The 25,278-nt window shown below is 70.3% G+C and carries 19 protein-coding genes; 8 read left to right on the top strand and 11 right to left on the bottom strand.

Features of this window, described 5'->3' with window-relative positions; translation table 11 throughout:
• Positions 1–105: 105 nt before the first annotated feature.
• From ACFYZB_RS28320 to ACFYZB_RS28305, 4 genes are all read right to left on the bottom strand, one after another.
• Positions 106–1,398, bottom strand: coding sequence for a sugar ABC transporter permease (locus tag ACFYZB_RS28320; RefSeq protein ID WP_388763503.1), 1,293 nt, complete (start codon positions 1,396–1,398; stop codon positions 106–108).
• The gene (locus tag ACFYZB_RS28315; RefSeq protein ID WP_351211087.1) at positions 1,395–2,186 is read right to left on the bottom strand and encodes an ATP-binding cassette domain-containing protein; all 792 of its coding nucleotides are present in this window, start codon (positions 2,184–2,186) and stop codon (positions 1,395–1,397) included. Before ACFYZB_RS28315 ends, ACFYZB_RS28320 begins: the two co-directional genes overlap by 4 nt.
• 181 nt (positions 2,187–2,367) lie before the next feature.
• Positions 2,368–3,468 (bottom strand): substrate-binding domain-containing protein, encoded by a 1,101-nt coding sequence (locus ACFYZB_RS28310; protein WP_351211195.1) that lies wholly within the window; start codon positions 3,466–3,468, stop codon positions 2,368–2,370.
• A gap of 133 nt (positions 3,469–3,601) precedes the next feature.
• Entirely contained in the window at positions 3,602–4,801 is a 1,200-nt protein-coding gene (locus tag ACFYZB_RS28305) for an ROK family transcriptional regulator (RefSeq protein WP_351211085.1), read from the bottom strand.
• 335 nt (positions 4,802–5,136) lie between these two features.
• On the opposite strand from ACFYZB_RS28305, the gene ACFYZB_RS28300 reads away from it, so the two are divergent.
• Positions 5,137–6,477: a condensation domain-containing protein gene (locus ACFYZB_RS28300; RefSeq protein ID WP_388763501.1), complete on the top strand. Its 1,341-nt coding sequence runs from the start codon at positions 5,137–5,139 to the stop codon at positions 6,475–6,477.
• 73 nt (positions 6,478–6,550) lie between these two features.
• Here ACFYZB_RS28300 and ACFYZB_RS28295 read toward each other — a convergent pair whose 3' ends face one another.
• From ACFYZB_RS28295 to ACFYZB_RS28275, 5 genes are all read right to left on the bottom strand, one after another.
• Entirely contained in the window at positions 6,551–7,945 is a 1,395-nt protein-coding gene (locus tag ACFYZB_RS28295) for a peptide ligase PGM1-related protein (protein ID WP_388763499.1), read from the bottom strand.
• Positions 7,939–10,446: an amino acid adenylation domain-containing protein gene (locus ACFYZB_RS28290; RefSeq protein ID WP_388763498.1), complete on the bottom strand. Its 2,508-nt coding sequence runs from the start codon at positions 10,444–10,446 to the stop codon at positions 7,939–7,941. Before ACFYZB_RS28290 ends, ACFYZB_RS28295 begins: the two co-directional genes overlap by 7 nt.
• 15 nt (positions 10,447–10,461) lie before the next feature.
• On the bottom strand, positions 10,462–12,285 hold the full coding sequence (locus tag ACFYZB_RS28285; RefSeq protein WP_388763496.1) for an ABC transporter ATP-binding protein: 1,824 nt from the start codon (positions 12,283–12,285) through the stop codon (positions 10,462–10,464).
• Entirely contained in the window at positions 12,282–13,988 is a 1,707-nt protein-coding gene (locus tag ACFYZB_RS28280; RefSeq protein ID WP_388763494.1) for an ABC transporter transmembrane domain-containing protein, read from the bottom strand. The genes ACFYZB_RS28285 and ACFYZB_RS28280 overlap by 4 nt, the downstream gene beginning before the upstream one ends.
• A 139-nt stretch (positions 13,989–14,127) precedes the next feature.
• Complete coding sequence (locus ACFYZB_RS28275) at positions 14,128–15,168, bottom strand: methyltransferase (protein WP_388763519.1); 1,041 nt, start codon at positions 15,166–15,168, stop codon at positions 14,128–14,130.
• A gap of 231 nt (positions 15,169–15,399) precedes the next feature.
• On the opposite strand from ACFYZB_RS28275, the gene ACFYZB_RS28270 reads away from it, so the two are divergent.
• Genes ACFYZB_RS28270 through ACFYZB_RS28240 form a run of 7 tightly spaced genes read left to right on the top strand, consistent with a single transcriptional unit; the run spans position 15,400 to position 23,457 of the window.
• Complete coding sequence (locus ACFYZB_RS28270; protein ID WP_388763492.1) at positions 15,400–16,551, top strand: glycine amidinotransferase; 1,152 nt, start codon at positions 15,400–15,402, stop codon at positions 16,549–16,551.
• Complete coding sequence (dpgA, locus tag ACFYZB_RS28265; RefSeq protein WP_388763491.1) at positions 16,548–17,666, top strand: 3,5-dihydroxyphenylacetyl-CoA synthase DpgA; 1,119 nt, start codon at positions 16,548–16,550, stop codon at positions 17,664–17,666. Before ACFYZB_RS28270 ends, dpgA begins: the two co-directional genes overlap by 4 nt.
• Positions 17,667–17,685: 19 nt before the next feature.
• Entirely contained in the window at positions 17,686–18,474 is a 789-nt protein-coding gene (gene dpgB, locus ACFYZB_RS28260; RefSeq protein ID WP_388763489.1) for an enoyl-CoA-hydratase DpgB, read from the top strand.
• A complete protein-coding gene (gene dpgC / locus ACFYZB_RS28255) occupies positions 18,471–19,835 on the top strand; it encodes a (3,5-dihydroxyphenyl)acetyl-CoA 1,2-dioxygenase DpgC (protein ID WP_388763487.1) in 1,365 nt (454 codons plus the stop codon). The genes dpgB and dpgC overlap by 4 nt, the downstream gene beginning before the upstream one ends.
• The gene (locus ACFYZB_RS28250) at positions 19,832–21,136 is read left to right on the top strand and encodes a PLP-dependent aminotransferase family protein (protein ID WP_388763486.1); all 1,305 of its coding nucleotides are present in this window, start codon (positions 19,832–19,834) and stop codon (positions 21,134–21,136) included. The genes dpgC and ACFYZB_RS28250 overlap by 4 nt, the downstream gene beginning before the upstream one ends.
• Positions 21,133–22,347, top strand: a complete 1,215-nt coding sequence (locus ACFYZB_RS28245) for a cytochrome P450 (protein ID WP_388763485.1) — start codon at positions 21,133–21,135, stop codon at positions 22,345–22,347. Before ACFYZB_RS28250 ends, ACFYZB_RS28245 begins: the two co-directional genes overlap by 4 nt.
• A 57-nt stretch (positions 22,348–22,404) precedes the next feature.
• The gene (locus tag ACFYZB_RS28240; RefSeq protein WP_388763483.1) at positions 22,405–23,457 is read left to right on the top strand and encodes an LLM class flavin-dependent oxidoreductase; all 1,053 of its coding nucleotides are present in this window, start codon (positions 22,405–22,407) and stop codon (positions 23,455–23,457) included.
• On the opposite strand, the gene ACFYZB_RS28235 is transcribed toward ACFYZB_RS28240, so the two are convergent.
• Both ACFYZB_RS28235 and ACFYZB_RS28230 read right to left on the bottom strand, forming a co-directional pair.
• On the bottom strand, positions 23,405–24,328 hold the full coding sequence (locus tag ACFYZB_RS28235; RefSeq protein ID WP_388763481.1) for a carbohydrate ABC transporter permease: 924 nt from the start codon (positions 24,326–24,328) through the stop codon (positions 23,405–23,407). The genes ACFYZB_RS28240 and ACFYZB_RS28235 overlap by 53 nt on opposite strands.
• A gap of 4 nt (positions 24,329–24,332) precedes the next feature.
• Entirely contained in the window at positions 24,333–25,259 is a 927-nt protein-coding gene (locus ACFYZB_RS28230) for a carbohydrate ABC transporter permease (RefSeq protein ID WP_388763480.1), read from the bottom strand.
• Positions 25,260–25,278: the final 19 nt, after the last annotated feature.

Raw genomic sequence — 25,278 nt, 5'->3', positions numbered from 1 at the left:
GCTTTCGCCGGGCTCGCCCGAGTCTAATGTTCATGCTTTGCACGACACGACAGCGCCCGGCACGTTTCGGGTGCCGGGCGCTGTGCCGTGCCGGGGGATCAGGCGTTACGCCCGACCGGCGGTCTTCTGGGTCTTGCGCGTCACCGCGTCGATGACGACGGTCGCCAGCAGGACACCACCGGTGATCATGTACTGGACCGGAGAGGCGATGCCCTGCAGGGCGAGGCCGTACTGGATCGAGACGATGACCAGCACGCCGAGCAGCGCGTTCCAGGTGCGGCCCCGGCCGCCGAAGAGGGACGTACCGCCGATCACGGCCGCCGCGATCGCGTTCATCAGCAGGTCACCGCCGCCGGCGCCCTGGTTGGCGGACGCGATCTTGGAGGCGATGAACAGACCGCCGATCGCCGCGAAGGTACCGGAGATGGCGAACACCGAGATCCGGACCATGTCCACGTTGATACCGGCACGACGGGAGGCCTCGACGCTGCCGCCGAGCGCGAAGACCTTGCGGCCGTAGCCGGTGCGGCGCAGCACGAAGTCCGTGATGAACAGCACGGCGATGAAGACCACCACGGCCAGCGGCAGGCCCTTGTACTGGTTGAAGACGACCGCGGCGGCGAAGGCGACGACGCCCAGCAGCACGGTGCGCAGGATGGTCTCGCTCAGCGGGCGGGACGGCACGCCGGCGGCCTCGCGGCGCTTGTTGCCGAAGTAGGAGCTGACGAAGAACAGCACCGTCACCGCGATGGCCAGGCCGTAGGCGGCGGCCACGTCGGAGAAGTAGTAGCTGGTCAGCTTGGCGACCAGACCGTTGTCGTTCAGGTTGATCGTGCCGTTGTCGCCCAGGATCTTGAGCATGAGGCCGTTCCAGAACAGCAGACCGGCCAGGGTGACCGCGAAGGCGGGTACGCCGATCTTCGCGAAGAAGAAGCCCTGCAGCGCGCCCGCGACCGTGCCGGTGAGGATCGACAGCACCAGGGCCAGGATCTCGTTCATGCCGTGGGTGACGTTGAGCACCGCGAAGGTGGCGCCCGCGACACCGGAGAGCGAACCGACCGACAGGTCGATCTCGCCGAGCAGCAGGACGAACACGATGCCGACGGCGATCATGCCCGTGCCGACCATGGCGACGGAGATGTCGGACAGGTTGCCGGCCGTGAGGAAGTTGGAGTTCAGGCTCTGGAAGATGATCCAGATGATCGCCAGACCGAGGACGACCGGGATGGAGCCGAGGTCACCGGCCTTCATCTTCCGCTTGAACTCGGTGACGTAGCCCGCGAGGCCCTGCTCGCGCACCAGCAGACGGGGGTCGACCGCGACGTCGGCGCCGCGTGCCGCCTCGGGGTTCTCCACCGCGTGGTCCTCGGGGGGCGTGGAGGTCTTGTCGATGCTCACTTCTTGATCTCCCCATTGGAGCGCGCCGCACGACGGGTCACGGCGTTGTCCGTGGCGCCGGTGATGGCGGAGATGATCTCTTCCTGCGAGGTCGACTTGACCTCGAAGACGCCGTTGTTACGGCCCAGGCGCAGGACGGCCACCTTGTCGGCGACGGCCTTCACATCGGCCATGTTGTGGCTGATGAGGATCACGGCGTGACCACGCTCCCGCAGCCGTTCCACCAGGTCGAGGACCTGCGCGGTCTGCTCGACGCCGAGGGCGGCGGTGGGCTCGTCGAGGATGACCAGCTTGGGCTCGCCGAGCATGGAGCGGGCGATGGCCACGGTCTGGCGCTGACCGCCGGAGAGCGACGCGATCGGGATGCGGACGCTCGGGATGCGGATCGACAGCGTGGTGAGCAGCTCGCGGGAGCGGCGCTCCATCTCGACCTCGTCCAGGACACCGCGGCGGCGGATCTCCCGGCCCAGGTAGAGGTTGCCGACCACGTCGATGTTGTCGCACAGCGCGAGGTCCTGGTAGACGGTCGCGATGCCCAGGTTCTGGGCGTCGTGCGGCTTGCTGATCTGGACGGCCTTGCCTTCCCATTCGATGACGCCCTCATCGATGGGGTGAACGCCGGCGATCGTCTTGACCAGCGTGGACTTTCCGGCACCGTTGTCGCCGACCAGGGCGACCACCTCACCGGCGTGGACCTCAAGCTCTACGTCGGTGAGCGCCTGAACGGCACCGAACCGCTTGGAGACCCCGCGCAACGCCAGCACGGGCGTAGCGGACACGTGAACCATCTCCTTCGCCGCCTGACCCGGCGGGAGGTTGTGCAGAAGTTTGGGGGGTGTTCCGTCCGGCGCCCCGCAAACGAGCTTGCGGGGCTGTCTGATGCGCGGGGCGCCGGCGGAGCTGTGGAGGCCTTTCCCGCTAAGGGAATTCAAGAGTGGATTCCCTTGGGTGGAAAGGCGCGTGGGACTGCTACTTCAGGCCGATCTTGTCGCAGGCCGCCTTGTACTGCGAGGTGCAGATGTCGGCGACCGTGTAGATGCCGTCCTTGATGACGGTGTCCTTGATGTTGTCCTTGGTCAGCGCGGTGACCGGCACCAGGACGGAGGGCACCTGCTTGGTGGTCGGGCTGTCGACCTTGTCCTTGGCGACGGAGTCGAGCGACTTGCCCTGGGCGAGGTCCACGGCCATCTCGGCGGCGGCGGCGGCCTCGGGAGCGTACGGCTTGTAGACGCTCATGTACTGCTCACCGGCGACGATGCGCTGGACACCCGCGAGCTCCGCGTCCTGGCCGGTGACCGGGATGTTGGAGATGCCGGCGGCCTTGAGGGCGGTGATGATACCGCCGGCCATGCCGTCGTTGGCGGAGTAGACGCCGATGATGTTCTGCTTGCCCAGAGCGGAGATGGCGCCCTCCATGTTGGAGTTGGCGTTCTCCGGCTTCCACTCCTTGGTGTCGTACTCCTTGCCGACGTTCACCTTGCCGTCGAGCACCTCGTGGGCGCCCTTCTTGAACTGCGCGGCGTTCGGGTCGGTGGAGGAGCCGTTCATCATGACGATCTTGCCGGACTTGGCCTTGGAGCCCAGGGCCTTCAGCAGGGCCTCGCCCTGGGTCTTGCCGACCGTCTCGTTGTCGAACGAGGTGTACGCGTCGATCGGGCCCTGCGCCAGGCGGTCGTAGGCGACGACCGGGATGCCGGCCTGCTTGGCCTTGTCCACGGAGTTCTTGATCGCCGCGGCGTCCACCGCGTCCACGATCAGCACGTCCACCTTGTTGGTGATCATGGTGTCGACCTGCTGGTTCTGCAGCGTCGCGTCCTGCTTGGCGTTGGCGTAGACGATCTGGCCCTTGCCGTTGGTGAGCTCCTTGACCTTCTTCTCGATCAAGGGGCGGTCGAACTTCTCGTAACGGGCGGTCTGGTTCTCCGGCAGGAGCAGACCGACCTTGATGGCGTCGCCCTTCTTGGGGCCGGAGGACTTGGCGGAGCCACCACCGGACTCCTTGGCGCTGCCACAGGCGGCGAGAGAGACGGCCATGGCACCAGCAGCAACGGCGAAGGCCGCACGACGCATACGCGTGTTCACTTCAGAAACCTCCCTGACGAGGCCGCGTCGTTGCGGCCGAGGTGGCTGGAAGTCAACTCGGCCACACGTGCGACGTCAAGAAGTAAATCCTTAACGAGATGGCAACGGTGCCATCCGTTCTCTAAGTGAAGGCAGGGGCCGCCATGGACAACGACCCTTCCAAAAGGGTCGAATCGCCCATCTCGCTGAGGGCGAGGGCGAGCGCTCCGAGCACCTCGGCACGGCCGCCAAGCGCCCCCGGGAGAACGGACAGTTGGCGCGCCGCGCTGGGGATGGCATAGCGGCCGACGGACTCCCTGATGGGCCCGAGCACCAGCTCACCGGCCTCGGCGAGATCACCGCCGAGGACCACCCGGCTCGGGTTCAGCAGATTGCAGAGATTGGCCACTCCACTGCCGATGTGGCGGCCGACGTCGGCGATCACCCGACGGCAGCCCGGGTCTCCGTCCCTGGCCAGCCGTACGACGCCTTCCATGGTCAGGTCGGGGCCGTGGCTGGGCTGGAGCAGCGGGAGCACATAGCGCGCGGCCGCGAACGTCTCCAGGCAACCGCGGTTCCCGCAACGGCAGACCGGGCCGGATTCGTCGAGTGTAATATGACCGATTTCTCCGGCGGTGCCACCAGGGCCGCGGTAGATCTTCCCGTCGATCACCAGACCGGCGCCGACACCGCTCGCGACCTTGATGTACGCCAGGTCCCGGACGCCCTTCCCGCTGCCCCAGACCAGTTCGCCGAGCGCACCGAGGTTGGCGTCGTTGTCCACGTGCACGGGCACGCCGAGCCGCTCGCGCAGCTCCTCGGCGGGCTTGGTGCCGCCCCAGCCCGGCAGGATCGCGGTGGACCCCAGGGTCCCCGACTCCACGTCGATCGGGCCCGGCACGCCGAGCCCGACGCCGGCCACCTTGGACCGGTTCACGCCCGTGGCCGCGATCAGGCGGCTGACCAGCTCCTCCGCCCGGTCGAAGCCCTGTGCGGCGGAGGCGTCGACGTCCAGCGGTTCGGCCTCCTCGGCCAGCACCTGGTGGGCGAGGTTCCCGATCGCGACGCGCAGATGGGTGTGCCCGAAGTCGACGCCGATCACGATCCCGGCGTCCCCGCTGAGAGAGACGCTGCGGGCCCGCCGCCCGCCCGCCGACGTGGGTGTGACCTCGACGGTTCCGCCGTCCTTCAGCTCCCGCACGATGTTGGAGACGGTCGCGGCGGACAGACCGGTCGTCCGCGCGATCTCCGCCTGTGTGAGGGATCCGGCAAGGCGCACGGCCCGTACGACCCGCTCCAGGTTGGCTCGGTGCAGCGACGACTGCGACCCTGGAGTCTCCACGACGACCTCCTGAGCGCGGGGCCGCTTCGGCGAGGCCCCGCGTATGTCCAACTAGTGAACTCTAAGCTGAGCCGTTCGGGGTGACTCCCGTCAAGAGGTTGAACCCTCGCATGCGCCTCACCGGCCCACAAGCGTGTGCCGGCCACCGAGCGCTGTCGGCCCGGGCGTCGGGCGGGCGGACGGGGCAGGTCGCGGGAACAGACGGACTCCGAAAAAGCCACCGCGTTCTTTCCTGACTACTTTCCGAGCCTGTTCCAATCATTTCCTTGACAGCGTCGACAATCTGCTTGGAGAATCTCCACACGAATCGTTGAGCGGCCGACCGAGGGAGCACAATGTATGCCATCCCCCTGACCGCCGAACAGGACAGCATGCTGTTCCTTGACGCAATTTTCGGGCCCGGAATCTTTCACAACATCAGCTTCGGTCTCCCGGTTCCGGACGGCGTGGACGACGACGCCGTCGCGGCGGCGGCAGGGCAGCTGGTGGCGCGGCACGATTCCCTGCGCAGCTCGCTGATCGGTACGTCAGCCCTGGTACGAGATCTGGGCTGCGAGGCACCCGTACTGCACCGGACACCGGCCGGGCCATCGGACACCGCGGCCGCCGTGATCAGCCGCAGAAACGCCCTCCGGGACGTGAAGACGGCCCCGGGCCCGGTGCACCTCGAACTCGTCGGGGAACCGGGCGGCCGTTCCCGCCACCTTCTCGGAATGGTCGACCATTTTGCGTCGGACGGTTATTCCACTCGTATTTTGCATGCCGACCTGAAGACTTTGCTGGGCGGCCGGGAACCAGCTCCCGCTGTCTCCTTCTGGGAACTACAGCGGCAGCGGCGCGCAAAATCCGGAAGGGCGGAGCGGGAAATCGCCCACTGGAAGGAGGCGCTGGGCGGCGTCACCGGACTGAACGGTTTCATGCCGCGCACGCCCGACCGCTCGGACTACGTCTGTTCCCAGATCGACCGGGACATCGCCGGTGACGGCCCCGATCGTGCGGTACGTCACCTGGTGGAGGTCGGCGGGGGCACTCCGTTCACCGTGATCGCCGTCCTGCTGGCCGTGGCACTGTGGCGCCGGACCGGGCGCACGGGCATCCTGCTCAACACCCCCGTGTCGACCCGGAAGGGTGCGGCCGACTGGGAGACCGTGGGCAATTTCGCCATCGACCGGCCGATCCCGTGCCGGATCGACCCCGACCAGCCTGTCGCCGCGCTGATCCACCGCGTCCAGCTCGACACCCTTCAGGCGATGCGGCACTGCCGGGTCAGCGTGCCCGAGCTGGCCGGCGAGGTGCCCGAGTACGCCGCATCCCTGCTCGCGCCCGGCGCGGACTACCTCCAGCTCCATGTCGACGTGGACGTGGACCCCGCTGTGTCCCCGAGTTCGGCTTGCTCCACCGAGCCCGTCCGGCTGTGTCCCTTCCGGCCCGCCCACGACCTGACGGTCACCACCCTTCGCTTCGAGATCAGCCGGGCCGGGCTCGCCACCCGTAGCTTCTTCGGCGGACCGCCGGACGGGCTGGAACGTGCGGCCGAACTGCTCACCGACGTACTCGCCCTGCTGGAGACGGTGGGCGACGGCAGGGGTACGGCCGGAGCCCTCGCCGACACCCTGGACGTCCCGGGCGACCGCGCCGGCCGCCCACCGGTGTCCCTGAGGACCGGTGGCCACTGAGCCGGCCGGGGTGACCGGGCGGTCGGAGCCCGGCCCCGGCCGCCCGCTCACCCGACGCACCGGACGGGACGGCTCACCGCGAGGTCCCACGGGACGCTCCGGCCTTCCGGGAGAACAGAGGCTTCAGGGCCCGGTCCCGGTCCCAGGCCGCCGCGAGACTGCCTGCGACCACGCAGTACATGACACCGCCGCTGCCGTCGAAGGCGTTGGTGAGGACCACGCCCGTGCGGGTGGCCGGGTCATAGGCGACGCCGGCGTCCGTGAGGGCGCGGTGCGCGGCGGTGAAGGACGGCGTCGTCCAGCCCTCGGGCCAGACCCGCTCGAGGATGACGCGATCCTTGCCGAAGCTCCCGCCCACGACCCGATGGCCGATGCGGCCGTAGATGTGGGTGGACCCGGTGACCCGCCCGTTGTACTCGGTGAACAGCACCTCACGGTCCGGGGTGACGATCGCGTCCGGGCTGAGGACGCCCCGGTAGCCGATCGCGCGCAGGGCGTGGGCGAGTCGGCGACCGCCGGCGACGATCTTCTCCATGACGTTCGGCTCCAGCCCCTGGCTCGGCATGATCTGCCCGACCGCGTACGGGGCCGACAGCAGCTCGCCGTCCCCCAGGAGTTCCACGCCGTCGTCCCCCAGCAGGAACTCCGCGAAGAACGCGGAGCTGTCGCGGGCGTACCGTTCGACGATGGGACGGCCCTTCCCGCCGGCCGTCAGCCACGCCCACCGCTCGCGCACGTACGACCGCACGTCCGCGCGGCCGGACACCCTGACCACGCGCCGGGCGCCGATGGCCCGGAAGGACTCCCCCGACGTCAGGACCTCGTTGCCGCGGCCGCCGGAGAGGAAGTCGTGCTTGACGACCACCGGGCCGCCCGGCAGGAGCTCGGTGATGGCCTGCTCGGCCACCTCCGGTCCTGTGCACACCGCCCCCTCGGGCACCGGCAGGCCGATGCCGCCGGCGATGGTCCGGAACGCCGACTTGCTGTTGACCATCACGCCACCGGCCTGGTCGACGAAGCCGTGGCCGGGCATGGCTGACTGCACGCCGAGGGCCCGGGCCAGCCGGGCGACGGCGACGTCCGGCCACAGCGCCGAGAAGTGGGTCACCTCCCGGCCGCCCACCGCCTCCTCGAGCGCCTCCACGAACTCCGGGTCGGCGAGCCGGGACGGCGACAGCGTGCCCTGGCTGCCGTCGTGGGCCGGCGGCACCACGACGCGCAGGCTCTCCCGGGGCACCCTCGTCAGCGAGGTCACGTACTCCAGGAAGGCCTCCTCGGGGTGCACCGGCAGGACGAGGATGTCGCCGGGGCGGGCGAACCAGGCGATGCGCTGCACCCACCAGCCGGTCCAGCCGCGGTCGTCCCGCACGTCCTCGCTGAAGTCGTTGCCGATCAGGACCCGTGTCGTATGCCCGGTGTCCTGCTCCGGCCACTCGCTGTCGGCGCCCGTGTACGGCAGGGTCAGCATCGCGTCTCCTGTTCGATCAGATCGGCCATGGTGGCGACGGTGGGTGCGGCGAGGAACTCCATGAGGGGTACGTCCACGTCGAACTCCTCCTCGATCGCGGCGACCATCTCCAGCAGGCGGATCGAATCTCCTCCGCCTGCCATGAAGTTGCCGTGCAGGGCAACCTCGGAGACGCCCAGAACCCTGCCCCAGATCCGGGCCACCGCCCGCTGCACCGGCGTGTGCGGGACGTCGTCCGTCGGGGCCGTCGTGGTCTCGGGCCGCGGGAGCCGGGCGCGGTCGAGCTTGCCGGTCGGTCCGAGCGGCAGCCGGTCGAGGGCGACGATCCGCTGCGGGACGGCGTGGTCGGGCAGGGTGCGCGTGAGGTAGCCGTGCAACTCCTCGGTGTCGGGCGGGAATCCGGTGGCCGGCGTGACGTAGCCGATCAGCCGCGGTGCCGGGGCCTCGCCGTCGAGGACGACGACGGCTTCCGCCACCGTGGGATGGCCGCGCAGCACCGCTTCGATCTCGCCGGGTTCGACGCGGTACCCCCGGATCTTGATCTGCCGGTCCTTGCGCCCGTGGAAGACCAGGGCTCCGTCCGCCCTGCGCCGCAGCAGATCGCCGGTGCGGTACGAGACGTAGGCGTCCGCGGTGCCGCCGAACGCGACGGTCGTCGTCTCCGGACTGTTCCAGTAACCGCGTGCCACACGGGGGCTGAGGACCTCCAACTCGCCCATGATCTCAGTCGGTCGGGCGTCTTCGTCGAGCAGGCGGATGCGCACGCCCTCGACGGGGTGTCCCACGGGCAGGGCCGTCCCGGCGAGGTCCGCGGGATCTGCCAGGTACTGGAGGACGACGGTGCACTCGGTCGGCCCCAGGCCGTTGACGAGCCGGCTGCCCGGCGGGAAGAGGGCGCGGAACCGCGCGAGGTCGCGGGGCACCGCTTCCTCGCCGCCGAGCACCACGACCCGGATCTTGGCCAGTGTCTGCTCGGGGCGCGTCGCGTCCTCGGGGAGATCGCCGACCAGGTGCCGGAACAGCGTCGGTGTGCAGTGCAGTACGGAGCACCCGGTCTCCGCCAGCCGCCGGCGCAGTTCGGGTGCGGGCAGCAGGGGGTCCACGACGTGCACGGCTGCGCCGGTCAGCAGCGCGCCGTAGACATCCATCACGTTCGCGTCGAAGGTGTAGCGGGCCAGCAAGGGTATCCGGTCGCCGGGGCCGAGGCGGACCCGCGCGGCGTAGACGAGCGCATGGGCCAGCACGTTGCCCTGGGTCTGCACCACTGCCTTGGGCGCTCCCGTGGAACCGGAGGTGTGCAGCAGGTAGGCGGGCGCCTCGGGATCGAGTCGCGGCGGCTCGGTGGCGGGCCCGGCGGAGTCCTCCGGCCGGCCGAGCGGGATCACGCGCGTCCCGTGCGCCAACGCCTGTGCCCTGCCGGTGAGTCGGGTGTCGCAGAGGATCGCGGTGACGTCGGCGTCGGCGAGCAGTCTGGTCAGGCGTCCGTCCGGCTGCCGCGGGTCCAACGGCACGTAGGCGGCGCCTGTCCGCAGCACGGACCAGACGGCGACGACCGCGCCGATGTCGTGCTCGCACAGCAGTGCGACCCGCTGGCCGGATCCGGCGAACCGGCCGAGCCGGGCCGCGACCGCGGCGGACGCCCGGTCCAGTCCGGCATAGGTGAGGGACCCGGAGGCGCCGATCACCGCCGGACGGTCCGGGTGCATCGCCGTGGTGCGGCGGAAGCGGTCCACGAGTGTCTCGCCCGGTCGTACCGGCTCCGGTGGCACGTGCCCCTCGGGCACCGGCAGCCCCCACGCCGCGACAGGCGGCTCGTCCTGCACCCGCACCTCCCGCAGGGGGCGCGCGGGTGCGGCGAGTACACCGGACAGCAGGGTCGCCACATGTCCGAGCAGCCATGCCGCCGTGCTCTCGGTGAACAGCCCGGTGTGGTGACGGAGGACCAGGTCGGTGGCGGTATCGCGCGCGTGCACGGCGAGTGCCGTCTCGGCGGCGGGTGCGGGGTCGTACGGGCCGGGATCGCGGACGTACCGCTGACCGAACACGGCTGCGAGGTCGGCTGTGTGGCCCGGCAATCCGGCGCCGCCGACGAGATGTGCGGCGCGGGTGACGGCGGTACGGACGTGGGTGAGCAGGTCGGTGAAAGGGGCCGCCGGGTCAACGGTCAGGCCGACCGGGGCGACGCCGGTGGGCAGGTCCGCCACGCCGACGACCTCGGCGAGCACGGCTGTGTCCACGCCCACCAACAGCCCACGCTGTCCGGTGTGCCGGTGCAGGACCGCGGCCCACGCGGCGAGGACGGACAGCGCCGCGGGAACACCGGCGGTCAGGCTCAGCTCGTGCAGCCTTGTGGTGTCCACGGCGGCGAGCCGCCGCTCCACCGTGCCGATACCGTGCCGGCCGGTCGCATGGCGAGGCCGGTCGGTGGTGAGTCGCACCGGGGCCACGTCCGCGAGGTACGCCGGCCAGGGGTCGGTTTCAGTCAACTTGGTGCTTTTCATCCTCTCCCCTTGCATCTATGCGTGGTGGTCGCCGTCGATCCCTCCCGCGCGGTGGCCGCCGGCCGCGGCGGCGGTGTCGGCGGCATCGCCGTGCCAGGCGTGCCACAGCCGGGCGTACGCACCCTGTCGTGCCACGAGTTCGTGATGGCTTCCCGCCTCCGTGATCCGCCCGTCCTCCAGGACGACGACACGGTCCGCGTCGTGCGCGGTGTGCAGCCGGTGGGCGATCGCCACGACCGTGCGCCCCTCCAGCACGGCGGCCAGGGCCCGTTCGAGGCGCCGTGCCGCGCGTGGGTCGAGCAGCGAGGTCGCCTCGTCCAGGACGACCGCCCGCGGGTCGGCCAGGACCAGCCGAGCGAGCGCGAGTTGCTGCGCCTGCGCCGGCGTGAGCGGCGCGGCACCCGATCCGATCTCCGTGTCCAGGCCGACCCCCTGGGCCCAGTCCCAGGCGTCGACGGTCTTGAGCGCGTGTTCCAGGTCCGGGTCCGGCGCGTCGGGGCGGGCGAGGCGCAGGTTGTCCCGCAGGGTGCCTCGGAAGACGTGATGTTCCTGGGTGACGAGGGTGATCTGGCGGCGCAGCCTCGCCGGGGACAGCTCGGCCACCGGGGTACCGCCGAGGGTGATCGAGCCGGCGCCGGGCGGGTGGATCCCGGCGAGGAGCCTGCCGAGCGTGCTCTTGCCGGAGCCCGACGGACCGACGACCGCGAGGCGTTCGCCAGGTCTGATCGTCAGATCGATGCCGTGCAGGACATCCTGTCCCGCCCGGTAGGCGTGACGTACACCCTTGAGAACGATGTCGCCGTCCCCCGGCTCCGCGTCTGTCTCGCCGACCGGCCGGCGGGCGTCGTCCGCCGCGTGGGACACGCCCAGGATCCGGGCGAAGGACGCGCCGCCGACCTGGAGCTCGTCCATCCAGAACAGCATCTGGTCGACGGGGGCGATGATCTGTTGCACGTACAGGGTCGCGGCGGTGACGGCCGCGAGCGACACCTGGCCGTGGAGGTACAGCAGGCCGCCGATCAGCAAGGTCGCGGCCACGGGCAGCACGTAACCGGTGTCCGCGATCGGAAGATAGACGCTGCGCAGGTGCAGGGTGCGCCGTTCGGCGGCGTAGGATTCGTCGATGTCCCGGCGCGCGCGCTCGTCACGGTGGCCGCCGAGCCGCAGAGCGTCGACCGTGCGGGCGCCCTCGACGGTCTCGCCGAGACCGCCGGTCAGCCGCGCCCACGCCGCGTTGGCCCGCAGATAGCCGGCTCGGGCGCGGCGCAGGTACCAGCGGGTGGACAGCCACAGAACCGGCACCGCGACCAGGCAGGGCAGCACCAGGAGCGGGTCGGTGAGCACGATGGCGCCGAGGGTCAGGGCGACGGTCGCAGCAGCGGTGAGGGTCTCGGGCACCGCACGCTGGACGGTCGTGGCGAGGACGTCGATGTCCCGGGTGGTCCGGGTGATCAGTTCCCCGGGTCCGGCCCGCTCCACAACGGCCGGCGGCAGCGCGAGAACCCGCTCCACGAACTCCTCGCGGAGCCGGGCCAGCACCTTCTCGCCCAGCCGGATGGAGGTGAACTGGGCGAAGCGGGTGAGGCAGGCCTGGGCGGCTACAGCGGCCAAGATGATCAGAGCGAAGGTGGCCGTACGGTCCACGCCGTGGTCCGCGTCCTGCACCAGCCTGCCGAGCAGTTGCGGTGCGACGAGCCCGGCGACCGTGGCGCCGGCGTGGAGGAGCAGCGAGGCGGCCAGTTCCCGGGGGTGGCCGAGGACGAGGCGCCTGGCGCGGGCGCGGACCTCGCGGCCGTCGGCGACGGGCAGCAGCGTGCGGGGGGCGGGCGGGGTGCTCATGCGGTCGCCACCTCCCGGGTGACGACGGCACGATAGCGGGCGTCCCGGAGCAGCGAGCGGTGGCTGCCCTCCGCGGCGGCGCGGCCGTTCTCCACGTAGACGACGTGGTCCGTGTGGTCCAGTACGAGTGGGCTGGTGGTGAAGACGACGGTGGTCCTGCCGGCGCGGTGTGCGGCCAGCCGACTCGCGACACGTCCCTCGGTATGCGCGTCCAGCGCACTGGTGGGTTCCACCAGGATCAGCGTCTCGGGGTCGGCGACCAGCGCGCGGACGAGGGCAAGCCGTTGCCGCTGTCCGCCGGAGAACTCCCGGTCGCCGGTGATCTCCTGGTCGGGACCGCCGGGCAGGGCGTCGACGATGTCACGGGCACAGGCGATGTCCAGGGCTTGGCTCAGCCGCTGTGCGTCACCGGGCAGGTCGAAGGGGGCGAGTTCGCGGACGAGCGTGCCGGAGAACAGCCGTGCCTGGTGGTCGACGAGGAGGATGCGGCGGCGTACCTCGTCCAGTGGCATCTCGGTCAGCGGAACATCCGCGTACCGCGCGCGCGAGGCGGTGTACCGGCCGAGGCGGTCGGCCAGGTGGTGTGCGTCGGCCGGATCGGCGCAGGCCACGCCGACCAGTCGGCCGGCCGGGACGGTCAGGCCCGCGTCCGGGTCGTGCAGGGTGCCACCGGAGTCGGCGGCGGCCGGCCGCTGCGTGCCGGTGGGCAGCTCACGGGTGAGGGAGAGGAACGAGACGACGTGTCCGGCGCCGACCAGCCCACGGGTCAGCTGGTCCACCATGGTGGTCGCCCTACGCAGTTGCTCGGCGAGGAACACCGCGTAGCCGTAGAAGGCGACCAGAGCGCCGGGGCGGAGCTGCCCGGTGCCGACGAGGTGGGCGCCGAGCCAGACGATGGCCGTGACGAGCAGGCCGGGCAGCAGGATGCGGGCGGCGGCGACGTTGGCCTCCGCGGCCCCCAGCCGGACGGCCTCCCGGCGCACCCGCTGCGAGCGTTCGCGGTAGCGCGCGGAGAACACCGCCTCCCCGCCGATGCCGCGCAGCACCCGCAGACCGTCGATGATGTCGACGGCCAGGTCGGCGAGGGCTCCCTGCTCCTCGCGCAGGCCGCGCTGGCGGGCGTGCAGGCGGCGCATGAGCCCGGCGACGGCCCAGGCGATGAGCGGGACGCCGGCGAGGGCGAGCAGTCCGAGCTGCCAGGAGGCTCCCAGCATGAGGGCCGCGACGACGGCGATGGAGACCACGGCACCGCCTCCGCGGGCGGTGCTCTCCAGCGCCGCGCCGATCCGGGTCACATCGGTGGCGCCGACGCTGACGACGGAGCCGGCGGAGACCCGGTGCGGAAGTTCCGCCCCGAGCCGTGCGGCCTGACGGGTGACCAGCTGAACGGTCCGGTACGCGGTGCCGAACCGGTTGGTGAGCGACCAGCGGTCGCGGAGCATGCCGCTGATCGCCTGGATGACACCGAGTCCGAGGACGGCGGCGCTCCAGCGCACCAGGGCCTGCTGGTCCCGGGCGAGGAGCCCGGCATCGATGCCCCGCCCGATCGCGGCCGGGATCAGAGCCTGCGCCAGAGTGCAGATCACGCCGTTGAGCACGGAGAGTACGACCGACGCACGGTAGGCGCCGGCGACCCAGAGCAGGTAGCCGCGTGCGGAGTCCAGACGGGGTGTTCCGGGATCGGGTTCGGGAAATCGGCTCATGGTGTCCCAGAGGCGGTCGGTCCGGCAGGCGATGCGACCGGATACGCGGTGGCGGGGGCGGAGGCCGGCTTTCCGGCGCAGGCGTCGGCGGCGGCCCGGCACATTCCGGCCGTAGACGGATTGTTTTCGGCCTGATTGGCTAGGACTTGACTCCGGTGGTGAGTCCGTGTTCATAGGGAAGACCGCGCACGGTGGTCACGTCCGCGAATCCGGTCTGGCGCAGCCATTTCTCGTAGTCGGCAGCCGGGTAAGCCATCCCCTGGCCACTCGCCAGGACATTGAAGTAAATGCCGAGACGGGCCGAGAAAAGTCCGCTGGTCTCATCATCGGAAACATTGTATCCGTAGACGAATACCCGTCCGCCGACTGGCAGCGCCTGGTGCGCCTTTTTCAGCATGGCCAGAATCTGATCCTCGGCGAAAATCTCGAGGACATGACTGAAAAGCACACCGTCGGCCCCTGCCGGGAAGGGGTCGGCGAAGATGTCGCCGGCGTGCAGCGTCACCCGGTCGGGGAACGTCCGCTGCCGGGCCAGCCGTGACACGCTCGGCATGTCGAAGACGGTCAGCTGCAGGTGCGGGTGGCGTGCCGCGAGCCGTGCGGAGGTCGTGCCGTCACCGCCGCCCACGTCGAGGAGGTGCCGCACATCGGCGAATTCCGGCCGGTCCGCCAGCGCGTCCACGGAACGGAGCGTGAAGGCGCTCATCGCCCGGTGGAACACCGACTCCAGCTCAGGATTATGAGAAAGCCGCTGGTAGAGGGTGGCTTCGTCACCGGGGTGGTCGGCGAGGGCGACGTTCGTGCCGGCCCGCACCGCCGCCGTCAGATGCCGGAAGGCCGGATAGTAGACCTCCTTCCAGCCCACCAGGATGTGGCTCCAGCTGTCCTCACCTTCCGCGGCGAGCAGGTCCGCGGCGACTCCGGAGTTCGCATAGCGGCCCGCTTCTCGCTCCAGCAGCCCGGTGGCGCAGACCGCCTGGAGCAGCACCCTGAGCTGGTGGGCCGGGACGCCGGTGGCCTCCCGGAGCTGCTCGAAGGACGCCGGTCCGGACGCGGCCAGGAACCGGAACACGCCTAATTCCACCGCGGTCGTCACCGCGTTGAACAAGGCGGGTGCGTTCACCAGAAAGAGGAAGCGTTCGTAAACCGGGTCACCTTCATGTTCGACACTCACGGGCATTCCCCCGTCATCGCAGGTGATGGCTGCCGCGGCAGTACAGCACAGCAGCAAAGGTGCGGTCAACATTTACGCAGGAATCTTTCACATGCCTGTATGCCCCATTTTCGACACTATGTCCGCAGGCGAAATACCGGGGCACTATTGAGATTGAAGCCTGCACAGCTATCATCCACAGGCGCCGCCCTCTCATCCTTGGTTCCGTTCCGATAGAAGCGACAGGGAGAGTCAGCGATGAATTTGAACAGCTTCGACGAATGGTCTCCGCTCAAAGAAGTCGTCGTGGGTTCGGCGGAAAATTACACGTCCCACGAACGCGAGCTGTCGTTCGACCTGTTCTTCCACGACAACATCACGCAGGACAACGTGGGCCGCTCGGAGTGGTACTACCCGCGCCTCACCAGCACCGCCGGGCGTTCCGGCGCCGACCGGCAGCCGATCAAACAGCGCTACGTCGACGAGCTCAACGAGGATCTGGAACTGCTGGCCAAGACGCTGGAGGGGCTCGGGGTGACGGTGCACCGGCCGATGCCCCTGGATGCCGCCACCGCACAGGTGCGCACCCCGGCCTGGGAGGCATCGGTGGTGCCGCCGCTGAACGTCCGCGACAACACGCTCATCCTGGGCGACGAGATCATCGAGACCCCGCCGATGATCAGGTCGCGTTACTTCGAGACACAGTTCCTCACCCCGGTCTTCGCCCGCTACTTCGAGGCCGGCGCGCGCTGGACGGTCATGCCGAGGCCGCTGATGACCGACGCGTCCTTCGACCTCTCCTATGCCCGGACCGCCACCGCCGGCGGGCCGACGGAGCCGATCGAGAACCCCCGGCCGTCGCCCTACGACGTGGGGCTGGAGATGATGTTCGACGGCGCCCAGTGCCTGCGGCTGGGCCGTGACCTCGTCGTCAACATCTCCACGGCCAACCACGCGCTGGCGTGCGACTGGCTGGAACGGCACCTGGCAGGCCGCTTCCGGATCCACCGGGTGCACCGGCTCAGCGACAGTCACATCGACAGCATGGTCCTCGCCCTGCGCCCGGGCACGCTGCTCGTGCGCTCCACGGCCGTGCTCGACAAGCTGCCCGAGGCGCTGCGCTCCTGGGACGCGATCGTCCCACCGGCTCCCCGGGCGAACAACTTCCCGCAGTACGACGACGACGACCTGATCCTCACCAGCCCGTTCATCGACCTCAACGTGCTGTCGGTGTCCCCGGACACCGTGCTCGTCAACGAGGCCTGTCCCGAACTGGCGCACGAGCTGGAACGGCACGGGTTCACCGCGGTTCCCGTAAGGCACCGCCACCGCCGGCTGTTCGGCGGCGGCTTCCACTGCTTCACCCTCGACACCGTGCGTGAGGGCGGCGCCGAGGACTACCTCGCATGACGGTCCTGGACCGAGCACCGGACCAGTCGGCTCCGCGCGCCGTGTTCCGGCCGGGCGCCCATCCGAGAATCCGGGGCGTCGGCACCGCCGTGCCCCCCACGTCCTACACACAGCAGGAACTGCTCGAGGAGTTCCGCATCACCGATCGGCGCATCCGGTCGGTCTTCCGCAACAGCGCCATCGAGCGAAGGAGCCTGACGCTGCCGCCGTGCGGTCCGGACGGCACCCGAGTCCCCGAGAGCCAGGGCGAGCTGCTCGCCAAGCACCTGTCCGGCGGAATGTCCCTGGCGCGCGATGCCGTCGAGGCCTGCCTGCGGGACTGCGGCGCCGACCCCGCGGACGTCGCCCACCTGTGCTGCGTCACCTCAACGGGGTTCCTCACGCCCGGCTTCTCGGCACTGCTCATCAAGAAGTTGGGCCTCAGCAGGCACTGCTCACGGCTGGACGTCGTGGGCATGGGCTGCAACGCGGGCCTGAACGCGCTCGCGTCCGTCGCAGGCTGGGCACACGCCCACCCCGGGCGACTGGCCCTGATGGTGTGCGTCGAGGTCTGCTCGGCGGCCTATGTCTTCGACGGGACGATGCGCACCTCGGTGGTCAACAGCCTGTTCGGGGACGGGGCCGCGGCGGTGGCCGTGACCGGCGGCGGCGGTGACGGCCGGTCCCCTGGGAGTGGTCCGGCACTGCTGCGGTTCTCGAGCTGTCTGATCCCGGAGGCGATCGACGCGATGCGCTACGACTGGGACGAGGACCACGGCAAGTTCAGTTTCGCTCTCGACCCGGAGGTGCCGTATGTGGTCGGGGCCCACGCGGAGACGGCCCTGGCCCGGCTGCTCGACGGGACGGGGCTGCGCACGTCGGACGTGGCGCACTGGGTGATCCACTCCGGTGGCAAGAAGGTCGTCGACTCGGTGCGTGCCAACCTCGGCCTGACCCGCCGGGACGTACGGCACACGACCGGCGTGCTGCGCGACCACGGCAACCTCTCGAGCGGCTCCTTCCTGTTCTCGTACCAACGGCTCGCCGCCGAGGCGTGCGCCCGGGTGGGCGATCGGGGCGTGTTCATGACCATGGGCCCGGGTTCGACGATCGAAATGGCGTTGGTGGGCTGGTGAGTGGAAGGACAGTGCGGTCGTGACGAACGCGATCAAGGACCTGGAAAGGCTGCCCGACGGGCTCGGTGTGTCGGCCGGCATCGACGGCAGGCGCCCGCTGCCCGAGCTGACCGCGGCACTCACCGCGGCATGCGACGGTGTGGAGGACCGCACTGACGAGCGGTCCGTCGTAGTCCTCCGTATCCACGCCACGCGGGACACGGACCGGGCCTGGCCCGGCCCGGTCTCGGTGCGGGACGTGGGCCGGTGGGAGCGTGCGGTACGGCGGCTGGAGCGGCTGCCGGCGATGACCATAGCGGTGGCCGAAGGCACCAGTCGTGGCCCGGCGCTCGACCTGCTGCTGGCGTCGGACTTCCGGATCGGCACGCCCGACCTGGTGCTCGTGCCACCGGTGAACGACGGGCACTTCTGGCCCGGCATGTCGGTCTTCCGCCTGGTGCAGCACCTCGGGGCGGCACGGGCCCGGCAGATCGTCCTGTGGGGCGACGACATCGAGGTCCGCCGGGCCTGCGCTCTCGGCCTCGTGGACCAGGTCAGCGACGACATCCCGGAGGCGATCCGCACCGCGGCCGTCCTCATGGGCCGGATCTCCGACCGGGAGCTGCAGGTGCGCCGCCAGCTCCTGCTGGAAGCGGGCGCCGTGGAGTACGAGGAGGCGCTGGGCATGCACCTGGCCGCCTGCGACCGGGAACTCAGGCGCCTGCGCGCCGCCTCCACCGGTACCCCGCCGGACGGCTCCGGTCCACCCCGACCGGACGGCACCGGCGCCCCGGGCTCCGACGCGCGCTGCGAAGGGGGGCACCGATGACCAAGGCCCCGCCGCGGCACCGCGCTCCCCTGCAAAGCCCTGGCTTCAGCGGCTTCCTGGCCGACGACGCGGCGGTGCTGGCGGAGTTCGCCGGCGCCCAGGAGCGGCTGCTCGCGTCCCTCGCCCCCAAACCGCAACGCGACCCGGCACAGACGTCGGTCGCCGAGGAGGTGTTCGCGCGGACCAGGGCGGCACGCCGGGAGTTCCTCGCGCTGCACACCGACGACGTGTACGACGTGTTGACCGAGCACCGCACGCGTCACCTCCGGCTGCCCGATCTCGTCCGCGCGGCGGCCCGGCGCTTCCCCGGGCTGGTCCCGGACGAGGAGATGATGGCCGCGGAATCCGCTGTGGTGCAGGCCCACAAGGAGGGCCGGGAGATCGACCAGGGCATCTTCTGCGCGGCGGTGCTCGGTTCGCCCGTCGCCGGCCCGCATCTCGTGGACGCGATGCTGCTGCCCGTGGCACGCTCCTTGGACCTGGCCGACAGGTTCCGCGCGATCGGACGCGTGGAGCTGGACTCGGTGCTGGTCGAGCTGCGGGGGGCGGCCGCGCATGTCACCTTCCGCAACGGGCACGCCCTGAACGCGGAGGACAACCGGCTGATCGCCGACCTGGAGACTGCGGTCGACCTGGTCCTGCTGGACGACCGGGTCCGGGTCGGTGTACTGCGCGGTGGCCCCGTCGACCACCCCCGCTACCGCGACCGCAGGGTCTTCAGCGCGGGAATCAATCTCAAGGAGTTGCGCAACGGCCACATATCCTTCGTGGACTTCCTCCTCGGCCGCGAACTGGGCTACCTCCACAAGATGCAGCGCGGGCTGCTCACCGCGCCGGAGCACCGGACCTGGAGCGACCGTACCGTGCAGAAGCCGTGGATCGGTGCGGTGGAGACATTCGCCATCGGCGGCGGCATGCAGCTGCTGCTGGTGCTCGACCGGGTGATCGCCGAGTCCGGTGCGTTCTTGAGCCTGCCGGCCGCCGAGGAGGGCATCGTGCCCGGACTCGGCAACCTGCGGCTGACCCGGGCGACCGGCGCCCGGCTGGCCCGGCGGATCATCCTCGACGGCCACCGGGTGACGGTTCCCTCCTCCGAGGCGGACACCCTGGTCGACGAGGTGGTGCCGTCCGGAGAGATGGACGCGGCGATCGACCGTGCCGTGGACCGGCTGAGCGCGCCCGCCGTGGCCGCCAACCGCCGCATGCTGACGCTCGCCGAGGAACCGCCGGACGCGTTCCGCACCTATCTGGCCGAGTTCGCCGTGACGCAGGTGGTGCGTGCCTACAGCCCGGACGTCCTCGAGAAGGTCGAACGGCGCTGGCAGCGTTCGCGTGAGGCCCATGCGGAGCAGCGGCGATGAGGCCGACCGTCACCCGCCTGGACCGCGCCTCGCTGCACGGATCGCTGCACGACCCCGTGCTGGGGTCCATCGGGTTCCTCAACGAGGTGATGCAACGCCATCCCGGCACCATCTCCTTCGCCCCCGGCGCCCCGCACCCGGACCTGCTCCCGGACACCGGTCTGCAGCGGTACGTCGACCGCTTCGTGGACCACCTGGTCGACGACAGGGGCCTCACCCCGGAGCGGGCCCGCCGGCTGCTGCGCGAGTACGGCCCGAGCCGCGGACTCATCAACGAGCTCGTCGCCGAAGCACTCGCCCGTGACTACGGCATCGCCGCCGGGCCGGGCGCTGTGGTCATCACGGTCGGCGCCCAGGAGGCCATGCTGCTGGTGCTGCGCACCCTGTTCGGCTCCCCGGATGACCTGCTCGCGGTGGCGAACCCCTGCTTCGTGGGCATCACGGGCGCCGCCCGGCTCCTCGACATCGACGTGGTCGGCGTCCGGGAGACCGCCGACGGCATCGATCCGGACTGCCTGGCCGGCCTGTGCGCCGCCGCGCGCGGCGCCGGCCGCCGCGTCCGCGCCTGTTATGTCGCTCCGGACTTCTCCAACCCGGGTGGCGGCCGCATGTCGCTCGCCTGCCGTCAGGAGCTGCTGCGGCTGGCCGAACGCGAGGACTTCCTGGTCCTCGAGGACAACGCCTACGGGTTCACCGCCCCGTCCGGCTGCGAACTGCCCATGCTGAAATCGCTGGACTCGACGGGACGCGTGGTGCACATCGGCACCTTCGCCAAGATCGCCTTTCCCGGCGCCCGGGTCGGCTATGTGGTCGCCGACCAGACCGTGACCGGGCCATGCGGCGGCACGCGGCTGCTCGCGGACGAACTGGCCGTCGTCAAGGGCATGGTGACAGTGAACACTTCACCGCTGTCGCAGGCGGTGGTCGCGGGCATGCTGCTGGATCACGGCGGCTCGCTGATCGCCCTGAGCCGGGACAAGTCCCGGCTCTACCGGCGCAACCTGGAGTGCCTCATCGCGGCACTGGACCGGCACCTGACCGGCGCGGCCCCGGGCGTGCGGTGGAACCGGCCGGACGGCGGTTTCTTCGTCCGCCTGCGGCTGCCCGTCCCCGTCACCACCGGCCTCCTCGAACGGTGCGCCACCGAGTACGGCGTCCTGTGGACGCCCATGGCTCCCTTCTACACGGACGCATCCGGCGACCACGAACTTCGCTTGTCATGCAGTTACCTGTCGCCGGACCAGATCGAGACGGGCGTACGGCGCCTGGCCCGATTCCTGCGGACGGAGGTGCGACCATGACAACCGGCGCAACGGAACGGCACGGTGAGGTCGTCGTGCTCTCCACCCGGCGGACCGGCCCCTTCGAGCCGCCGGGGGGACAGGCCGGACCGGGCGCGGCGGCCCCGGTGCGCAGGCTCCGCTATCCCGACGGGCACACCGGCTGGCTGGTGACCAGTCACGCGCTGGCCCGGCGACTGCTGGCGGATCCGCGGCTGAGCGCCCGGTCGGAGCTGAAGCGGGCACCGGTGGCCCGGCCCGGAGCGGACCCCTTCTACGGGGCTCCGGCGCTGCCCGGCTGGCTCGTCGACATGGATCCCCCGGACCACACACGGATCCGCCGCTGCCTCGCAGGCTGGTTCACCGCCCGAAGGACGAAGGTGCTGCGGCCGCAGATCGAGCAGCTGGTGGCCGGGCACCTCGACGCGATGGAGCGCGCGGGCGCGCCGGCCGATCTCGTCGAGGCCCTCGCCCTGCCCGTGCCCTCCCTCACCATCTGCGAGCTGCTCGGCGTGCCCTACGGGCTCCGCGACGCCTTCCAGCGCGACAGCGCGACCCTCTTCCGGCTGGATGCCACCGCCGAGGAGGCCACCGAGGCCATGGAGCGCCTGGACGGACTCCTGCGCGACCTCGCCGGCCACAAACGGCGCCGGCCCGCCGACGATCTGCTCAGCGCGCTGGTCACCGACGGCAGGCTGAGCATGGCCGAGATCGTGGGCGCCGGGGTGCTGCTGCTCACCGCCGGCCACGAGACAACGGCGGGCTCGCTGAGCCTGGGCGTTTTCGCCCTGCTCTGCCACCCGGATCAGCTCGCCGTGCTGCGAGCCGACTGGAGCCTGGTCGACAACGCGGTGGAGGAACTGCTGCGCTACCTGACGATCTTCCACTTCGGGGTGCCGAGGACGCCGCTGGCCGACATCGAGGTCGACGGGGTGGTGCTGCGGGCCGGCGAGTCGGTGACCGTGTCGCTCCCGGCAGCGAACCGGGACCCGGAGCGGTTCGCCGAACCGGACCGGCTGGACGTCCGACGGCGTGCCACCGGGCACCTGGCCTTCGGCCACGGGATCCACCAGTGCCTCGGCCAGAACCTGGCCCGGGCCGAGATGCGGGCCGTCTTCCCGGCCCTGTTCCAGCGGTTCCCCGGCCTCCGGCTCGCGGTCCCCCGCGAGAAGGTGCCGCTCGCGGCCGACAGGGGCTTCTACGGCGTCCACCACCTGCCCGTGGGCTGGTGACGTGCGCAGCTCCACGCCCCGCTCGACCGACCTGTCCTGACGAAAAGGAGAAATCGCGTGCACCTGTACTCGGTGACGCCCGAATCGGTGAGCGAGCACACGACGTTCGACCGGGACTTCCGTACCCGGGTGACGCAGGCGGCGCGAGCCTGCGAGGAGGCCGGCTGGTCCGGCATCCTCGTGCCACAGAACCTGCACGAGGTGGACCCCTGGGTCGTCGCCGCGCACCTCGGCTCCGTCACCGAGTCCCTCACACCGCTGATCGCCGTACAACCCGCGGCGGCGGCCCCCCACACCGTCGCGTCGATGGCGGCGGCGTACGCGATGCTCTACGGCCGGCCGGTGCATTTCAACCTGGTGGCCGGCGCGCGGGACGACGAGCTTCGGCGTACCGGTGATCCCCTCGACCACGACCAACGGTACGAGCGGATGCGGGAGTTCGGCCATGTCCTGCGGGCGCTGCTGCGCGGCGAGGAGGTCGACGTGACCGGCCGCCACTACACCTACCACGGTCACCGGCTGCAGCCCCGGCCCGCCGTACTCGAGCGATGCCTGGTATTCGTCGCCGGGTCCTCCCCCGCAGGGCTGGACGTGGCGCGGGACATCGCCGACGTCGTGGTCACCCACCCGGCGCCCTACCCCGACTGGCGGCGGAACTTCCTGGAGCCGCTGCGCGCCTCGGGCTACACCGGGCAGCTGGGCATCCGGATCGGTATCGTCGCCGGCGAGGAGCGGGCGGACGCCTGGCGCCGGGCGCGGGCCCGCTTCCCGCAGACCCGCCGGGGCCGGCACGAGACGGTACTGAAGACCAGGTCGCAGAACACCTGGTCACGGGAGTTGGCGGCGCGCGCGGTGGCCGAGGACGGGCAGTCGCCCGACCCGTACTGGCTCGGCGCCTTCCGCAGCGGCCACGCCAGCGCCCCGTTCCTCGTGGGTACCCATGAGGAGGTCGGGGCGAGGCTGGCGGAGTACACCCGGGCCGGGGTGAGCCATGTCCTGCTGAACGGCAGCTACGAGGACGACCACACGGACATCAACCGGGCGGTCCGGGCGGCCACTACTTCAGCGCCCCCGCCGTCAGCCCCTGCACCACCTGCCGCTGGAAGATGATGTACGCGGCCAGCACCGGCAGCATGGCCATCACCAGGCCGGCGAAGAGACCGGACCAGTCGCCCTTGTAGCCCTGGCTCACCGCCAGCTGGACCAGGCCCTGGGTGAGCACCTTCTTGTCGGGGTCCGTGTTGAGGACCGTGGGCAGCATGTACTGGTTCCACTGGCCCAGGAAGTTGAAGATGCCCACGCTGATCAGGCCCGGCTTGGCCATCGGAAGCATGATCTGGAAGAACGTACGCGTGTGCGAAGCGCCATCCACGAACGCCGCCTCCGCCACCGAGGTGGGCAGAGTGCGGAAGAAGGCCGTGAGGAAGAACACCGTGAACGGCAGCGAGTACGCGATGTAGACCAGGATCAGGCCGTGGATCGTGTTGAGCAGCCCCATGTTGTTGACGACGTAGAACAGCGGGACCAGCGCGAGCATGATCGGGAAGCTCATGCCGCCGACGAACAGGTAGTAGATGAAGCGGTTGCCCGGGAAGTCGAAACGGGCGAGGACGTAGGCCGCCATCGAGCCGAGCACCAGGGTGCCGATGAGCGAGCCGCCGACCACCAGGACGGTGTTGAGGAAGTAGTCGCTCATGTTGGCCTGGGTCCAGGCCCGCGACCAGTTGCCGAAATGGAGGCTGTCCGGCAGCGACCAGGGCGAGCCAAAGATCGAGCTGTCCGACTTGAAGGACGTCATCACCGCCCACAGCAGTGGCAGGACCACCATGATCGCCCAGATGATCAGCACGCCGTGGGAGAAGACGTTGAGGACACCGCCCTCCTTCCTCCGTCGTGCGGACTCCGGGGCGGGTACGTCGACCTTGGAGACGGTGGCGCCGGACTCGGCCGGCAGCGGTGCGGGGGTCTCGGTCGTCTTCATCGGTTCAGAACTCCAGCCGCTCGCGACGGCCCAGCCGCATCACGATCGCCGCGAAGGCGAGGGTGACGACGAGCAGGGCGACGCCGATGGTGGTGGCGTAGGCGGCCTGACCGTCCCGGAACGCCTTCTGGTACACGTACAGAACCATCACCGTGGTCGAGTAGTCCGGCCCGCCCGGTCCGGTCGTCATGATCTGTACGACCGCGAACGACTCGGCACCGAGTGCGAGGATGCCCATGTAGACCCAGCCGGACTGCACGGTGTCCCACAGCAGCGGCAGAGTGAGGCGGAAGAACGTGGTGAAGCGGCTGGCGCCGTCGAGCAGGGCCGCCTCGTACAGTTCGGCCGGGATCGAGGCCATGCCCGCCGAGAACAGGACCACGAAGAAGCCGACCGTGGACCACACCAGCACCGCCATCACGCACCACAGCGCGAGGCTCGGGTCGCCCAGCCACAGCGGCTGGACGCTGTCCAGGCCGATGCCGCGCAGCAGGGAGTTGATCGCGCCGCTGTCCGGGTTGTACGCGAAAGCGAACAGCAGCGAGACGATCGCGATGGACAGCACCTGCGGAAAGAAGTAAACGATCTTGTAGAAGGACGAGCCCCGGACCCCGGAGATCACGGGGCCGCCCTTCCTCCGCCGTCCGCCCACATTGATCATGAAGGCGAAGAACAGCGCCAGACTGATCGTCACCAGCGGGAGCACCAGGGCGAACAGCAGACTGTGCTCCAGCGACTTCCAGAAGATGTCGTCGTGGAACATCCTCTGGTAGTTGTCGAAGCCGACCATCTTGAATTCGGGGCTCAGGCCGGTCCAGTCCGTGAACGAGTAATAGATGGACTGGATGAACGGCCACACCACGAAGAGCGCGTACAGTCCGAGGGGCAGTGCCAGAAACCCCACAATGAACCGGTACTTGCCGTGCTGCATCGCCACTCCGGTGCTGATA

This window comes from Streptomyces sp. NPDC001852 (assembly GCF_042891825.1).
Classification (GTDB): Bacteria; Actinomycetota; Actinomycetes; order Streptomycetales; family Streptomycetaceae; genus Streptomyces.
The sequence above is the reverse complement of the archived record's forward strand: the minus strand, read 5'-3'. Positions and strand labels throughout refer to the sequence as shown.

Excerpts from the sequence above, each read along its gene's own strand:
- ACFYZB_RS28315 (WP_351211087.1), bottom strand. The coding sequence starts at position 2,186 with ATGGTTCACGTGTCCGCTACGCCCGTGCTGGCGTTGCGCGGGGTCTCC.
- ACFYZB_RS28310 (WP_351211195.1), bottom strand. The coding sequence starts at position 3,468 with ATGCGTCGTGCGGCCTTCGCCGTTGCTGCTGGTGCCATGGCCGTCTCT.
- ACFYZB_RS28300 (WP_388763501.1), top strand. The coding sequence starts at position 5,137 with ATGTATGCCATCCCCCTGACCGCCGAACAGGACAGCATGCTGTTCCTT.
- ACFYZB_RS28295 (WP_388763499.1), bottom strand. The coding sequence starts at position 7,945 with ATGCTGACCCTGCCGTACACGGGCGCCGACAGCGAGTGGCCGGAGCAG.
- ACFYZB_RS28290 (WP_388763498.1), bottom strand. The coding sequence starts at position 10,446 with ATGAAAAGCACCAAGTTGACTGAAACCGACCCCTGGCCGGCGTACCTC.
- ACFYZB_RS28285 (WP_388763496.1), bottom strand. The coding sequence starts at position 12,285 with ATGAGCACCCCGCCCGCCCCCCGCACGCTGCTGCCCGTCGCCGACGGC.
- ACFYZB_RS28280 (WP_388763494.1), bottom strand. The coding sequence starts at position 13,988 with ATGAGCCGATTTCCCGAACCCGATCCCGGAACACCCCGTCTGGACTCC.
- ACFYZB_RS28275 (WP_388763519.1), bottom strand. The coding sequence starts at position 15,168 with ATGCCCGTGAGTGTCGAACATGAAGGTGACCCGGTTTACGAACGCTTC.
- ACFYZB_RS28270 (WP_388763492.1), top strand. The coding sequence starts at position 15,400 with ATGAATTTGAACAGCTTCGACGAATGGTCTCCGCTCAAAGAAGTCGTC.
- dpgA (WP_388763491.1), top strand. The coding sequence starts at position 16,548 with ATGACGGTCCTGGACCGAGCACCGGACCAGTCGGCTCCGCGCGCCGTG.
- dpgC (WP_388763487.1), top strand. The coding sequence starts at position 18,471 with ATGACCAAGGCCCCGCCGCGGCACCGCGCTCCCCTGCAAAGCCCTGGC.
- ACFYZB_RS28250 (WP_388763486.1), top strand. The coding sequence starts at position 19,832 with ATGAGGCCGACCGTCACCCGCCTGGACCGCGCCTCGCTGCACGGATCG.
- ACFYZB_RS28245 (WP_388763485.1), top strand. The coding sequence starts at position 21,133 with ATGACAACCGGCGCAACGGAACGGCACGGTGAGGTCGTCGTGCTCTCC.
- ACFYZB_RS28235 (WP_388763481.1), bottom strand. The coding sequence starts at position 24,328 with ATGAAGACGACCGAGACCCCCGCACCGCTGCCGGCCGAGTCCGGCGCC.
- ACFYZB_RS28230 (WP_388763480.1), bottom strand. The coding sequence starts at position 25,259 with ATGCAGCACGGCAAGTACCGGTTCATTGTGGGGTTTCTGGCACTGCCC.